Source organism: Gordonia sp. IEGM753, assembly GCF_050321825.1.
Classification (GTDB): Bacteria; Pseudomonadota; Gammaproteobacteria; order Pseudomonadales; family Pseudomonadaceae; genus Aquipseudomonas.
Genome location: NZ_JBNQGB010000002.1, coordinates 638,983 through 651,238 on the forward strand (window position 1 = coordinate 638,983; position 12,256 = coordinate 651,238).

Annotated in this window: 14 protein-coding genes; 6 read left to right on the top strand and 8 right to left on the bottom strand. The window is 56.9% G+C overall.

What is annotated here, in order from left to right; translation table 11 throughout:
* Positions 1 to 10: 10 nt before the first annotated feature.
* The 6 genes from ACQR3R_RS15880 to ACQR3R_RS15905 all read right to left on the bottom strand — a co-directional run bounded on the left by ACQR3R_RS15880 (position 11) and on the right by ACQR3R_RS15905 (position 6,457).
* Positions 11 to 1,804: a DUF1302 family protein gene (locus ACQR3R_RS15880; protein WP_428273227.1), complete on the bottom strand. Its 1,794-nt coding sequence runs from the start codon at positions 1,802 to 1,804 to the stop codon at positions 11 to 13.
* A 623-nt stretch (positions 1,805 to 2,427) separates the two neighbouring features.
* Positions 2,428 to 3,339, bottom strand: a complete 912-nt coding sequence (locus tag ACQR3R_RS15885; protein ID WP_428273228.1) for an SDR family NAD(P)-dependent oxidoreductase — start codon at positions 3,337 to 3,339, stop codon at positions 2,428 to 2,430.
* A gap of 238 nt (positions 3,340 to 3,577) precedes the next feature.
* Positions 3,578 to 4,480: an alpha/beta fold hydrolase gene (locus ACQR3R_RS15890; RefSeq protein ID WP_428273229.1), complete on the bottom strand. Its 903-nt coding sequence runs from the start codon at positions 4,478 to 4,480 to the stop codon at positions 3,578 to 3,580.
* The gene (locus ACQR3R_RS15895) at positions 4,480 to 5,262 is read right to left on the bottom strand and encodes a class II aldolase/adducin family protein (RefSeq protein WP_428273230.1); all 783 of its coding nucleotides are present in this window, start codon (positions 5,260 to 5,262) and stop codon (positions 4,480 to 4,482) included. The genes ACQR3R_RS15890 and ACQR3R_RS15895 overlap by 1 nt, the downstream gene beginning before the upstream one ends.
* 132 nt (positions 5,263 to 5,394) lie before the next feature.
* Positions 5,395 to 6,081 (bottom strand): LrgB family protein, encoded by a 687-nt coding sequence (locus ACQR3R_RS15900; RefSeq protein ID WP_428273231.1) that lies wholly within the window; start codon positions 6,079 to 6,081, stop codon positions 5,395 to 5,397.
* Positions 6,071 to 6,457: a CidA/LrgA family protein gene (locus ACQR3R_RS15905; RefSeq protein ID WP_428273232.1), complete on the bottom strand. Its 387-nt coding sequence runs from the start codon at positions 6,455 to 6,457 to the stop codon at positions 6,071 to 6,073. The genes ACQR3R_RS15900 and ACQR3R_RS15905 overlap by 11 nt, the downstream gene beginning before the upstream one ends.
* Before the next feature lie 96 nt (positions 6,458 to 6,553).
* Between ACQR3R_RS15905 and ACQR3R_RS15910 the strand changes: the two genes are divergently transcribed.
* Positions 6,554 to 7,450: a LysR substrate-binding domain-containing protein gene (locus tag ACQR3R_RS15910; protein ID WP_428273233.1), complete on the top strand. Its 897-nt coding sequence runs from the start codon at positions 6,554 to 6,556 to the stop codon at positions 7,448 to 7,450.
* Here the strand turns inward: ACQR3R_RS15910 and ACQR3R_RS15915 are convergent.
* Positions 7,431 to 7,886 (bottom strand): flavodoxin, encoded by a 456-nt coding sequence (locus ACQR3R_RS15915; protein WP_428273234.1) that lies wholly within the window; start codon positions 7,884 to 7,886, stop codon positions 7,431 to 7,433. The genes ACQR3R_RS15910 and ACQR3R_RS15915 overlap by 20 nt on opposite strands.
* A 102-nt stretch (positions 7,887 to 7,988) precedes the next feature.
* On the opposite strand from ACQR3R_RS15915, the gene ACQR3R_RS15920 reads away from it, so the two are divergent.
* Both ACQR3R_RS15920 and ACQR3R_RS15925 read left to right on the top strand, forming a co-directional pair.
* Entirely contained in the window at positions 7,989 to 8,465 is a 477-nt protein-coding gene (locus tag ACQR3R_RS15920) for a PAS domain-containing protein (protein WP_428273235.1), read from the top strand.
* A 54-nt stretch (positions 8,466 to 8,519) separates the two neighbouring features.
* Positions 8,520 to 9,125, top strand: coding sequence for a hypothetical protein (locus ACQR3R_RS15925; RefSeq protein ID WP_428273236.1), 606 nt, complete (start codon positions 8,520 to 8,522; stop codon positions 9,123 to 9,125).
* 1 nt (position 9,126) lies between these two features.
* Here the strand turns inward: ACQR3R_RS15925 and ACQR3R_RS15930 are convergent, their stop codons facing one another.
* Positions 9,127 to 10,086 carry a MerR family transcriptional regulator gene (locus tag ACQR3R_RS15930; RefSeq protein ID WP_428273237.1) on the bottom strand — a complete coding sequence of 320 codons (960 nt, stop codon included), beginning with the start codon at positions 10,084 to 10,086 and terminating at the stop codon, positions 9,127 to 9,129.
* 210 nt (positions 10,087 to 10,296) lie between these two features.
* Between ACQR3R_RS15930 and ACQR3R_RS15935 the strand changes: the two genes are divergently transcribed.
* From ACQR3R_RS15935 to folE, 3 genes are all read left to right on the top strand, one after another.
* Complete coding sequence (locus ACQR3R_RS15935; RefSeq protein ID WP_428273238.1) at positions 10,297 to 10,863, top strand: antibiotic biosynthesis monooxygenase; 567 nt, start codon at positions 10,297 to 10,299, stop codon at positions 10,861 to 10,863.
* 85 nt (positions 10,864 to 10,948) lie between these two features.
* Positions 10,949 to 11,659 carry a dihydromonapterin reductase gene (folM, locus tag ACQR3R_RS15940; RefSeq protein ID WP_428273239.1) on the top strand — a complete coding sequence of 237 codons (711 nt, stop codon included), beginning with the start codon at positions 10,949 to 10,951 and terminating at the stop codon, positions 11,657 to 11,659.
* 21 nt (positions 11,660 to 11,680) lie between these two features.
* A complete protein-coding gene (gene folE / locus ACQR3R_RS15945) occupies positions 11,681 to 12,256 on the top strand; it encodes a GTP cyclohydrolase I FolE (RefSeq protein ID WP_428273240.1) in 576 nt (191 codons plus the stop codon).

Genomic DNA, 12,256 nt, shown 5'->3' on the forward strand with positions numbered 1-12,256 from the left:
CTCAGCCAGATCAGAAGTTCACGCCAAAGCTCAGCGCCACGAAATCGCGATCTTCCAGAGTGTTGTAGTCACCCCCGAAGAAATCGGTGTAACTGAGGCTCGCGGTATAGGTGTTGCGATAGTCGGCGTCGACACCGACGCTGATGGCTTTGGCGCCCTCGTTGAACAGCCCGTTGGGGCCGTAACCAGACACGTCGTGCGACCACGACAGGTTGGGTTTGAAGTTGATGCCGGCGATGACATTGTTGTAGTCAAGGATGGCGCGGGCGCGATACCCCCACGAAGTGGCGGTGACAAAACCGTCGGTATCTGCGCCAAAACCATATTGGCCGTAGACCGAATCACGGCCATAACGCAGCTTGCTGCGCGCTTCCAGCCCCCCGACGTGTACCACCGCCGCCTCGCCGACCAAGGTCAGGCGATCAGAACCCATCACTTGATCGATGAAGTGCGTCAGCGTGCTTTGGATCTGGGTTATTTCCTTGCGGCGATAGCCCTTGTTATCCGCGCCCGGCGAGGTCGCAATGGGCGACGCGGCACCACCGGAAATCGGGTTGAGCATGGCCAGGGTCAGGTCGGTGCTGTTGATTTGTACCGGTGCGTTGGGCCGATAGCTGATTTCACCGGTCCATGCGGTGCCAGTGGGCAATGTGGTCGAAAAACTGGCGCCGTACAGGCGGATGTCTTCCGGGTATTCGAGGTAATACTGACCACGGCCCAGCATCACGATTTGAGCCAGCCCCGAACCACTGCCGGGAGCAATACGGTTGGCCGTGGCGACGATTCCAGGAATACTCGCCAGCGTTCCAATGCCTGCCGTGGTGGTACCGACGTTAGGCGTTCGGCTGTGGTAATTCATGAAGTACAACCCGTATTCGGTGTCATCGCCCAGCCAGCGCAGGGCCGTGCCCCATTGCCCGGAGTCACGCGCATCGCGGTCACCGCCGCGCGGCACGATGACGCCTTCCTTGCCCACTTCAAAGCCCTGGCCAAACGCCGCGGCGACAGGCTGCAGAGGCACGATAGCCGGGCTCGCCACGGTGTAACCCTTGGTACAACCGTCCGCCGCAACGTCGCTGCCAAAGAACGTGCCGCAGTTGTCGAGTACGGTCTGGCCCCACTCCAGTTGATAAAAACCTTCCACAGTGAGCTTGTCGGTCAGGCCTTGCGAGGCGAACACCATGTTCACCGGGATCAGCCCTTCCTTGATCTCCGCGCCAGGACGTCGAAACGCTGAAACGTCGACCGGGTTGATGCTGTTGATCGAGTTGCCGATGAAGGTACTTTCGCCCCAACTGACCACTTGTTTGCCGGCGCGTAAGGTGCCCGGCAGATCGGCGACGGAGTAATTGTGATAGACGAAGGCATCGAGGATCTGCGCACCCGCGGACTTCGCGCCCTCCTTGCGATTGTGGTCACTGATCGGTTTGAACGGACGGTCGCCGTCCTCCAGCTCAAAGTCATACCAATACTTGCCACGCACAAACACGCCGGTGTCGCCGTACTTCAGCTCAAGGTCGTGAATGCCTTTGAATATTTTGGAGAAGGTCTCGCCCTTCTTGAAATTCAGGCGCCCATCGTCACCCGTCGACGCCTGGCCGCTACCGCCATTAACGATGCCCACCAACGATTTGTCGGCATCGCGCATCCCCCAACTCGCCCCGACAGACAAAGACGAGTCGAAGGTGCCCTCTATTTCCCCGACAGTGAATGCAACGGCGTGCGCCTGGGCGCAGCAACCCAAGGCAACCGCCGCAGCCAGCGCCTGCGGCTTGAAGATGGCGCGCATTGTTATTGTTGTCATGCGTCTTCCCCGGTGAGTGACAGAAGACTCCACCCTAGCGCCACGCCCAGGGACCGATAAGCGCACCAAGGAGGTATTCGCGATGTAGCTCTAAAGGATGAACGCCACGCCGGAGATTGTTGCCAAGTCTGCAACAGTGCATGTCTGTAATCGCTATTTTTCCTTTGCCTTCATAGGCTTATTCTTGTGTGGCTTCCACGCTAATCAGCCAGGCAGCAGCAAGCCATGACCTGTGATAACGCCGGGTCATTAGCGACATATTTCAGATGAGTTGAAGCCGTTCAGTTCATCACCCCGTGTTCACTGACGTTGATTTGTAGCTCCTTGATCCAACGTCTTACTTTGGCCGCTGCGTTTGCAGCGGCCTTTTTTATTGCTCACACATTCGCTCAAGACGGTGAATATTATTTTTTGTCAGACGAATCCAAAGCCTACATCGACAAGTTCGGTATCCCTTTCGGCTCCTGGTAACTCATGACCCATCAAAAACCAAAGATAAATACCATTCCGGTTTCCGCGACCGGTCTCTGATTTTATTGACCAGGCAGATTCAGAAAAGGATTCAACTCCAGAGGCCTGTGTAAAAAAAGGGCCAAGTTTCGAACTTGACCCCGCTGGTTTTTTTACAACGAATACTTCTGCAAATTCCCCATCATCTCCTTCAGCGCTTCAATGTTGTCCTTGGGGTGCGCTGCCCCTTCGAAATCACATATTTGCTGCCAATGCGCAGCCACGTCTTCGGGCGAAAAGCCTGCGCGTGGATCGAATCCGGCGCCCAGGCTTCGTTCCCAGCGCACTTTGCCCATCCAGCCACCACCGACTTCAAATAAGCCGGAAGTTTCCTGGCAATTTTCGCTGGCGAGGTACACCACCAGCGGACTGATCAGCTCCGGCTTCAGTTGTTCGAAGACTTGCGGCGGGATCAGCCCTTCGGTCATGCGCGTGCCGCCGGTGGGGGCGATGGCGTTGACCAGGATGTTGTTTTTGCGGCCTTCAATGGCGAGTGTGCGCGTGAGGCCATAGAGGCCGAGTTTGGCCATGCCGTAGTTGGACTGGCCGAAGTTGCCGTAAATGCCAGACGTGGACGCGGTGAAAATGACACGACCATAGTGTTGCTCGCGCAGGTGCGGCCACGCGGCGCGGGTGACTTTGTAGGCGCCTTCGACATGGACGCGGTAAACCAGGTCCCAATCGGCGTCGTCCATTTTATGGAACGTCTTGTCGCGCAGGATCCCGGCGTTGTTGACCACCACATCCACGCGGCCAAAGGCATCGAGGGCATGCTGTACGATTTTGTCGCCGTCGGTGACAGAGTCATGGTTGGCCTGCGCAGTGCCGCCCGCCTCGCGTATCTCGGCCACTACGCGGTCTGCCGCCGAGGCGTTGGCACCTTCGCCCTGCGCCGAGCCGCCGAGGTCATTGACCAGCACTTTGGCGCCGTGCCGGGCGAACAACAGCGCGTGCGCACGACCGAGCCCGCCACCGGCGCCAGTGATAATCACGACTTTATCTTCGAAGCGCACAGACTCGTTCATGGGGGACTCCTGCCGACTAAAGGGACGATGAGTCCGAGTGTCCGGCAAGGGGCCGCGGGTCACAATGAACTGAAGGGAGGCTGAATGGTGGTCGATAAGGCTGGGGGATGATGCGGTGTTGGGTGTGGGTTTTGGAGGGCGGATCGCAGCCTCGTTTTACTCCACCGCGGCGACAGGACGCAGGTGGTCCAATTGCAGGCGCTGTGGAGTGAACGAGATTGCGATTTTCAGCCGCGACTCACGAATAAGCGACCTTGCGCGGTGGTGCAACCAACCGTTCTCTAAATTCCAGGTAGTGCCTAAGCACCAGCACTGGCGCCTCGATTTGCGGATAGTGGCCGATGCCAGGCAACAGCACGGTGTCCGGGTTGGGGATCAACTCGCTGTACCGCTCAACCATATGCGCACCGGAAATCGGATCAACTTCGCCGTCAATTACCCGCAGCGGCACTTCACCACGCTGCATGGCGGCAACCCACCGATCGCGCTGAACACGCCGTTCAGGAATATAAGCGATCAGTTTGTGCAGGATCCGTGGCCCATGATGGGTGTCGATCAAGCTCCAGAAGTCATCCAGCTCGCTTTCGGTCGGACGACTGTTCGGGCCGAATATTTGCCGGAAACTCTTGACCAAAGCATCTCGCGAAAAAGCGCGGCCAATCATCCAGCCCAATGGGCTGAGCAACAATTTTTGCATCAGGACCGGGCGATGGGTCTCGGGGAACAAACCACCGTTGAGGAACACGCAACTTGCCAGGTTTATCCGCGCCTCTGAATGCCGGGCCAGCAGCTCTTGGGCCACGCTGTCACCGTAATCGTGGGCCAATACATGTACGGGCTGTTCCACCTTCAAATGCGCCAGCAATGCCTGCTGCAAATCAGCTTGTTCCAGCAGGCTGTACTCATGATTAAGTGGCTTGGCGGAGTCACCAAAACCGAGCATGTCGCAGGCGATCACCCGATAGCGCTGGGCCAAGGGTTGCCATAGGTAATGCCAGTCCCAACTGGCGGTCGGAAAGCCATGAATGAGCAGCAGCGGCTCACCCTGCCCCGCCGTCCAGTAGCGGATGGTCTGGCCACGAAATACGAACGTCTGGCTGCGTTTGCGCCAGACACACAGAGGAATCTCGGCGAGGGGCATTAGATTTTATAACCTGGGTCTAGTTTATCGAGTTTGCGCAGTAACGCTGGCCACGCCAGCGCACCACCCATCCCTTGAGCACTTTTGGTGACACCGGCGATCATCGCTTTGGCACCGGCCAAAATCTGCGGTTCGATGGCGATCAATTCGGCGCCAGCGTTTTGCGCCAGCACTTGAATATCGCAAGTGCGCTGGAAGATGAACATCATCAGAAACGTATCGGCGATGGTGCCACCACAGGTCAGCAGACCGTGGTTGTGCAACATCAGAAAACTGTTTTGACCCAAGTCGGCTTGCAGTCGCGCTTTCTCTTCATGATTTAGCGCAACACCTTCGTAGGCGTGATAGGCGAGGCTGGACAAGACAAACAATGATTGCTGGCTGATGGGCAGAACGCCTTGCTTCTGAGCCGATACTGCGACGCCTGCTGCGGTGTGGGTATGCAGCACGCACACTACGTCGTGGCGTACTTCATGAATCGCGCTGTGAATGGTATAGCCCGCAGGGTTGATCTCGTAGGGGCTGTCCATCAGCTTGTTACCGGCCTGGTCAACCTTGACCAGACTCGACGCAGTTATCTCGTGAAACATCAGCCCGTAAGGGTTGATCAGGAAATCTTCGGTGCCAGGCACCTTGGCCGAAATGTGAGTGAAGATCAGGTCATCCCAACCATGCTGGGCTATCAGGCGATAGCAGGCAGCCAGATCGACTCGGGTCTGCCACTCGGCGGCGCTGACCTGATCTTTGACGCTGGGCGGCGATTGGACGGGGTTTACACTCACGGCAAGGAACTCCTGTTCTTATTGTTGTGCTCACGTGTCAGCAGTCTAGACACCCCCTAAGGTTCACGTAGTTGCATTGGCAGCCAGCTTGATGTCTGAGCGAGTCAGTGCGTGAACGAAGCTGGATCCATGTCAAAGTACTGCCGCCAGTAATGGCGCTGCGAACAGGTTCAGCAACCCCGTAAGGACCATCACCAACCCGGCTACCGACCCTTCCTCGCCGCCCACTTCATGCGCCCGACTGACCCCGGCACCGTGCGCCCCGACTCCAAACAACGCTCCCCGAGCCAATGCACTGCGCAGTGGTAGCCACTTGAGCAGAATGCCACCCAGCATCGCGCCAAATACACCGGTGAACATCACGAACACCGCCGTCAGTTCTGGAACGCCACCCAAATCGTGAGCCAGCGGCATGGCAAACGGCGTGGTGATCGAACGCGGGACCAGTGACATCGTCACCGAGCTGTCGAGTGCCAATGCTTTGGCCAGGCCAAACGAACTGCCAATGGAAGCCGCACTGCCCGCCAGCATCCCGATTAACAACGCCAACCAATAGCGCATGAGCATTTCACGCTGCTGCCAGATTGGCACGGCAAAGGCCACGGTGACCGGACCCAATACCAACATCAGCCAATGGGTGTTGCTGGAATATTCGGCATAGGCGGTGTGCAACGGTACCGCGACCGCCAGCAGCAGGCACGGCACTAGAATCAGTGGCGACAGCAGGTAACGCCCCGTGCGGCGATACATCCAGCGGCTGAACAGATAAGCCAGTAGCGTAAAGGCCAGCCAGAACATCGGCATCCATTCAAGCTTCACCGGACCTCCTCAAGCGCACTACACATTCGACGGTGAAGGCAGTCACCAGCATCACCGTCAGTGTGCTGACCCCAATCACCAGCAAGATCCGCCAACCGTCATCACGCAGCAATCCACCGTAATCGAGCAAGCTCATCAGCGCCGGAATGAAGAACAGCAGCATCTCGGCCATCAACAGGCCCGCGCCCATTTGCAGCGTCGCGGGTTTGACCAGTCCCGAGGCGAATGCCAGCAGCAAAAGCCCCATGCCGATCACTCCACCCGGAATCGGCCAGTCAAACCAGGCAACCCACTGGCATCCGAACAGATATATGGCCAACAGCACGGCGAGTTCAGTGATCAGCCGTGCCAGGTATTTCAGGGTCGATGCGTTCATGGTTTGAGTCCTCACAGAGGCTCATTTTAAAGAGCAAGCTGTCATCCCTGAAGCGAATTGTTAGACTCAAACCCATTCCATTTTGGAATTCGTGACATGGAATTTAAACAACTGCGCAGTTTTGTCGAAGTGATGCATCAGGGCGGGTTCACACAAGCGGCCAAGACGCTGCACATCAGCCAATCGGCGGTGAGTAAACAGGTCGCGCAACTCGAACACAGCCTCGGCACACCGCTGCTTGAACGCTTGGGCTCGCAATTGCGACTGACGGCGGCCGGCAGCGTTGTGCTGCAGCGAGCAGAAGGCATGTTGCGCCTGCGCAACGAACTGCTCAGCGAACTGGATGACTTGAGCCAATTGGCTCGCGGGGAATTGCGCCTGGGTTTGCCGTTACTGGGCAGTGATGCTTTGTTCGCCGGCCTGTTCGCTGAATACCGGCGACGCTACCCAAATATCAACGTTCAAATACTTGAAGGCGGCAGTCTGAGCATCGAACAAGCGGTGTTGAGTGGTGAACTGGAATTGGGCGGCAGCCTGCTGACTAAAGATCCGCAATTCGACTTTCAACTGTTCTGCGACGAACCGCTGGACGCGCTGCTGCCAACCGATCATCCGTTGGCGGCGAAGTCTGTCATTGCGTTGGAGGAATTGGCCGACACACCGTTTTTGCTTTATCAGCGCAGCTTCGTGCTCAACGACCGCGTGTTGCAGGCCTGCCAGCAGGCGGGGTTCACGCCGAAGGAGGGAGGACGCAGTGGTCAGGCGGATTTTCTGGCGGCGCTGGTGGCCGCCGGCCAAGGCGTGGTGCTGTTGCCGCGCGTGGTCGCGCTTGGGCTGGAACGGCCAGGCGTGGTGCGCCTGGCCTTGAATGCACCGACCTACTTGCGCTGGGATATCGCCTTCATCTGGCGTCAGGGCGCGTATTTGTCGAAAGCCGCGCAAGCCTGGCTGGCCTTGTTGCGCGAACGGCCGGTCAGCGACGCAAAGCGTTGACCAGTTCTGCCAGCCAAGGCTCGGCATCGGTTTCTGGCGTCACACTTTCGCTGGCGTCCAGGCGCAACATCGGCAGCACTTCGCGCACGCCCAGTTCACCAAACAACTCGCGCATCTGTTCACCGCCGCCACAGAACGTATCGCCATAACTGGCATCTCCCAAACCGATTACCGCACCTGGCAAACCCCGCCAGGCCGCCGGCAACTGATCGCGAATCATCGAGTACAGCGGCTGCAGGTTATCCGGCAACTCGCCCATGCCAGTGGTGGAAGTCACTGCCAGGAAAGCGTCTGGGGCAAAAGCCTGTACGTCGGCAATGCTGGCGCGTGGGTTGTGCCAGGTTTCGAAACCGGCAGCTTTTAAAATGTTCGCGGCGTGACGGGCGACTTCTTCAGCCGTGCCGTACACCGAGCCGGAAATGATGGCGACTTTCATCAATCTGTTCCTGAGCCTGAGTAAAAGACCGGGATATTAACAGCACCCTCCCGATTGTTCTCTTAGACTGCAAGGCATCTATCAACAAGAAAGGGGTTCCAGGTGATTAACGCTCAGTTACTGCAAATGGTGATCAACGCCTCCAACGACGGCATTGTGGTCGCCGAAAAAGAAGGCGATCAGGACACGATCCTGATTTATGTCAATCCAGCGTTCGAACGCCTGACGGGTTACACCAGCGAAGAAATCCTTTATCAGGACTGCAGGTTTTTGCAGGCTGGCGATCGGGATCAGGAATCGCTGGAGACTATTCGTCAAACCGTTAAAAGTGCGGGTTCGTGCCGGGAAATCATCAGGAACTATCGTAAGGACGGCACACCTTTCTGGAATGAGCTATCGCTTTCGACGGTGAAAAGCGCAAGTGACGGAATCACTTATTACCTTGGCGTGCAGAAAGACGTCAGCGCTCAAGTCAAGGCACAACAGCGAATCCTGCAACTGGAGACGCAGTTGGCTGACACCCAAGCCGAACTTGAATCACTAAAAGCGACGAACGGTAAAAACAAAATCGCTAATTAATTGTCATTAACTACAATCACCGTTGGCTTTGTAACAATTCCTTTCGAGTAGATCATGCACCGCGACGCGCTATTGACGCAGGATGAGCTGGATTTTATCCAGACGATGCAACATAACCCGCAGCTCAATGTTCGGGATGCGACGTCGAGCCTGCTCGTCAATGGTGGTTCACAGATTCGTGATTTACTCACGCGCCTTGCCGCTCACGAACAGGTGACAATCCAGGCCAACTTTGAAAACCAGCAAATGACCTTTCCGCTGCATCTGGTGGAAGACGAATTCCACGCGATGCACTTGCGCCTTGGTGTACCCAGCATTTACGAAGACGGCCCATTGGTTCGGCCATGGCGGCTGGTACTCGAAGAGCCGGTAGCGCTGGAAAACGCCAGCGGCCAGCCCGGCACGATGTGGGTTCACGAAGTGTCGTTCAAAGGGGTTTTGCTGGAAGTACGCAACAAGACCAAACCGCCAAAGCATTTTGCCTTGTGGTTCAGCCCTTCAGGTTATGAGCGTATTGCGTTGCGCGGCACATTCGAGAAAGAAACCGAAAATGGTTTTTATGCCTATCAGTTGAGCCAGAGCGACAAGGATGAAACCGAGCGTTTGCGTCAGTACATTCTTCAGCAACATCGGCTGACTCATCCAACGTTGCATCTCTGAATCAAGTATCCAGCTTGCCCGCTAGGAACTGTTTAAGACGCTGGCGCATTTCCATTCCTTCATTCCCCAAACAGCCAATCGAAGTGCCTGCCAGGCTTTCCTCGGCCAGATCAGACGCATCGCCTGCCAGAAACACCTGACAATCCAGGCTGAGTGCCAAACGATTCAAACGTCGAGGCAACTCGGGGGCCGGCGCATGATTGGAAAACAGCACCAGCGCCTGTGGTTTGATTTTTTCGCACACAAGCATCAGTTCGTCGAACGGTTGACCAATCGTCAACAGGCGCACGCCCACTTCGTTGGTGCTGAGAAATAATGCCGCGACCAGCAATTCGAGTTCGCGACATTGACCCGCCAATGCGCTGATGATTACCCGTCGCGGTTGCAAGTTGCGCATCAACAACAAGCGCTGCAACACGCGAGCGCGCAAGAAACCGTCGAAAAACAGCCACTCGCTGGTTTGCCCGAATTGATCCTGGCGTTGTAGCAACAACTTCCAGAGCGGCATAAGAATGTCCTGAAAAACCACTGACTGCGAATAACTGGAAAAGATCTGACCGTAGACCTGCTCCAGTTGCAGATCGTCAAACACCCGGACCGCCGCGTGCACCTGTTCCTGCCAGAGCGCGTAATCAGCCAATACCAAGTCGTCGGGAATGATGTTTGAGAGCGCCTGAAGAGGCTCGGTCTTGGCCAGTATCTTGCCAACCTTGCTCACGGCAACACCTCGCTCGATCCAGTTAAGGATGCTGCGGACTTTATCGATATCAGCCAGAGAATACAGTCGATGCCCACTTTCGGTGCGCGTGGGCTGAATCAGACCATAACGACGCTCCCACGCTCGAAGCGTGACGGGGTTGATGCCGGTCAAGCGCGCCACCTCTCGTATCGGAAACAGTTCGTCTCCATGAAGGGCGTGAGTACGCAGTACAACCGGGGCAATCTCAGTCAGGGCAGGCATTTGGAGGGCACACGTCCTTGCATTAATTGGATCCCAGTCTACGCCTGTTACAGCGCAACCACCCAATAGATTGATAAGCGACGAATGCCGCTGGTGTAATCACTGAAATCAGGAATAATCCTTGCTTGTCTGAAGACGCAGCCCATCACCCAGGGCTGCGCCTGGCGAAACTCCTACCCGGAGCGACGCACTTGTTTAAGGAGATACATAATGTCTACCTCACCCGTCACGCTGATGGTTGCGCGCCGAGTCGCCGATGGGCGTTATCAGGACTTGATGGCCTGGCTGCGCGAAGGCGAACAACTGGCCACTGACTTCCAGGGTTATCTGGGCTCCGGCGTGCTTGCACCGCCGCCCGAAGATGACGAGTTCCAGATTATTTTCCGCTTTGCCGACAATCAGACGCTGCACGCTTGGGAGCACTCAGCTTCACGCACAGCCTGGCTCGCACGCGGGAGCGACCTGTTTGCCGATCCAACCGAACATCGTGTCAGCGGCATTGAAGGCTGGTTCGGCGCCACTGGCCAACGCCCGCCCCGCTGGAAGCAAGCCGTTGCGATCTGGTTGGCGTTCTTTCCGGTATCGCTGTTGTTCAACTTCGTGTTGGGGCCATTACTCGGCGAAATGAGCCTGTTGCCCCGCGTCTTTGTCAGCACGCTGTGCCTGACACCTTTGATGGTTTATTTGTTCATCCCACTGTCGACGCACCTGCTGGCAGGCTGGCTGCACAGCACGCCCGTACGCCCAATGTCCACACAACCGTCCACACACCACTGATAAGCCAGTAAGCGCTCGCGCTGACAATAGGTATGCAACTCCCGTCGCTGGTATAGTTTTGCCCTGACCGCGACGCGAGCCTTCCATGAACTCTTCCGTAGCTCCAATCCTCATCACCGGTGCCGGCCAGCGTGTTGGCCTGCATTGCGCGCAGCGATTGCTTGAAGACGGCCATTCGGTGATATTCAGCTACCGCAGCGAGCGCCCTGGCGTGCAGATGTTGCGTGATCTGGGAGCGACGGCGGTGTTTGCGGATTTTTCCAGCGAAGCCGGGATTGTCGCGTTCATCGATGAACTGAAAACACACACCGACAGCCTGCGCGCTATCGTGCATAACGCCTCCGAGTGGCTGGAAGAAACGCCTGGCACCGAGGCGGACGCCCTCACTCGCATGTTCAGCGTGCACATGCTTGCGCCCTATCTGATCAACCTGCATTGTGCCGCTTTACTAGAACGCTCGACGCCCGCCGACATCGTGCACATCAGCGATGACGTCACCCGCAAGGGCAGCAGCAAGCACATCGGTTATTGCGCCACAAAAGCAGGACTCGACAGCCTCACCTTGAGTTTCGCAGCGAAGTACGCGCCAGCGATCAAGGTCAACGGCATCGCGCCAGCCCTGCTAATGTTCAACGCTTGCGACGACGCAGCGTACCGCGCCAAGGCGCTGGCCAAGTCAGCACTGGGCATCGAACCCGGCGCTGAAGTGATCTACCAAGGCTTGTGTTACTTGCTCCACAACTCCTATGTCACCGGAACGACCCTGACCGTCAACGGCGGAAGGCACGTCAAATAAGTTGCCCCGCGAGGATGTTTCATGCCGTTATCCCTGCCCCAGAACGCCCTGTCCGACAGCTATCGCGAGATCCTGATTGGTGTCGGCGAAAACCCCGACCGCGAAGGCTTGCTCGACACACCGAAGCGCGCGGCCAAAGCCATGCAGTACCTTTGCCACGGCTACGAACAAAGCGTTGACGAGATCGTCAATGGCGCGCTGTTTTCATCTGACAGCGATGAGATGGTGATCGTCGCCGACATCGAACTCTATTCGCTGTGTGAGCATCACCTGTTGCCCTTCATTGGCAAAGCACATGTGGCTTATATTCCAACCGGCAAGGTGCTGGGTTTATCGAAGATTGCGCGCCTGGTCGACATGTTCGCCCGTCGTCTGCAAATTCAGGAAAATCTCACCCGGCAAATCGCCGACGCCGTGCAACAGGTGACTGACGCGGCCGGTGTCGCCGTTGTCATCGAAGCCAAGCACATGTGCATGATGATGCGGGGCGTAGAAAAACAGAATTCCACCATGAACACCTCAGTGATGCTCGGCGCTTTTCGCGAGTCGAGCAACACCCGCCAGGAGTTCCTGCAATTGATTGGACGGAGCAAGTAA

Bases quoted from the DNA above. Each gene is read 5' to 3' on its own strand.
- folE (WP_428273240.1), top strand. From the start codon at position 11,681: ATGCCGTTATCCCTGCCCCAGAACGCCCTGTCCGACAGCTATCGCGAG.
- ACQR3R_RS15925 (WP_428273236.1), top strand. From the start codon at position 8,520: ATGCACCGCGACGCGCTATTGACGCAGGATGAGCTGGATTTTATCCAG.
- ACQR3R_RS15880 (WP_428273227.1), bottom strand. From the start codon at position 1,804: ATGACAACAATAACAATGCGCGCCATCTTCAAGCCGCAGGCGCTGGCT.
- ACQR3R_RS15890 (WP_428273229.1), bottom strand. From the start codon at position 4,480: ATGCCCCTCGCCGAGATTCCTCTGTGTGTCTGGCGCAAACGCAGCCAG.
- ACQR3R_RS15910 (WP_428273233.1), top strand. From the start codon at position 6,554: ATGGAATTTAAACAACTGCGCAGTTTTGTCGAAGTGATGCATCAGGGC.
- ACQR3R_RS15905 (WP_428273232.1), bottom strand. From the start codon at position 6,457: ATGAACGCATCGACCCTGAAATACCTGGCACGGCTGATCACTGAACTC.
- ACQR3R_RS15935 (WP_428273238.1), top strand. From the start codon at position 10,297: ATGTCTACCTCACCCGTCACGCTGATGGTTGCGCGCCGAGTCGCCGAT.
- ACQR3R_RS15915 (WP_428273234.1), bottom strand. From the start codon at position 7,886: ATGAAAGTCGCCATCATTTCCGGCTCGGTGTACGGCACGGCTGAAGAA.
- ACQR3R_RS15885 (WP_428273228.1), bottom strand. From the start codon at position 3,339: ATGAACGAGTCTGTGCGCTTCGAAGATAAAGTCGTGATTATCACTGGC.
- folM (WP_428273239.1), top strand. From the start codon at position 10,949: ATGAACTCTTCCGTAGCTCCAATCCTCATCACCGGTGCCGGCCAGCGT.
- ACQR3R_RS15930 (WP_428273237.1), bottom strand. From the start codon at position 10,086: ATGCCTGCCCTGACTGAGATTGCCCCGGTTGTACTGCGTACTCACGCC.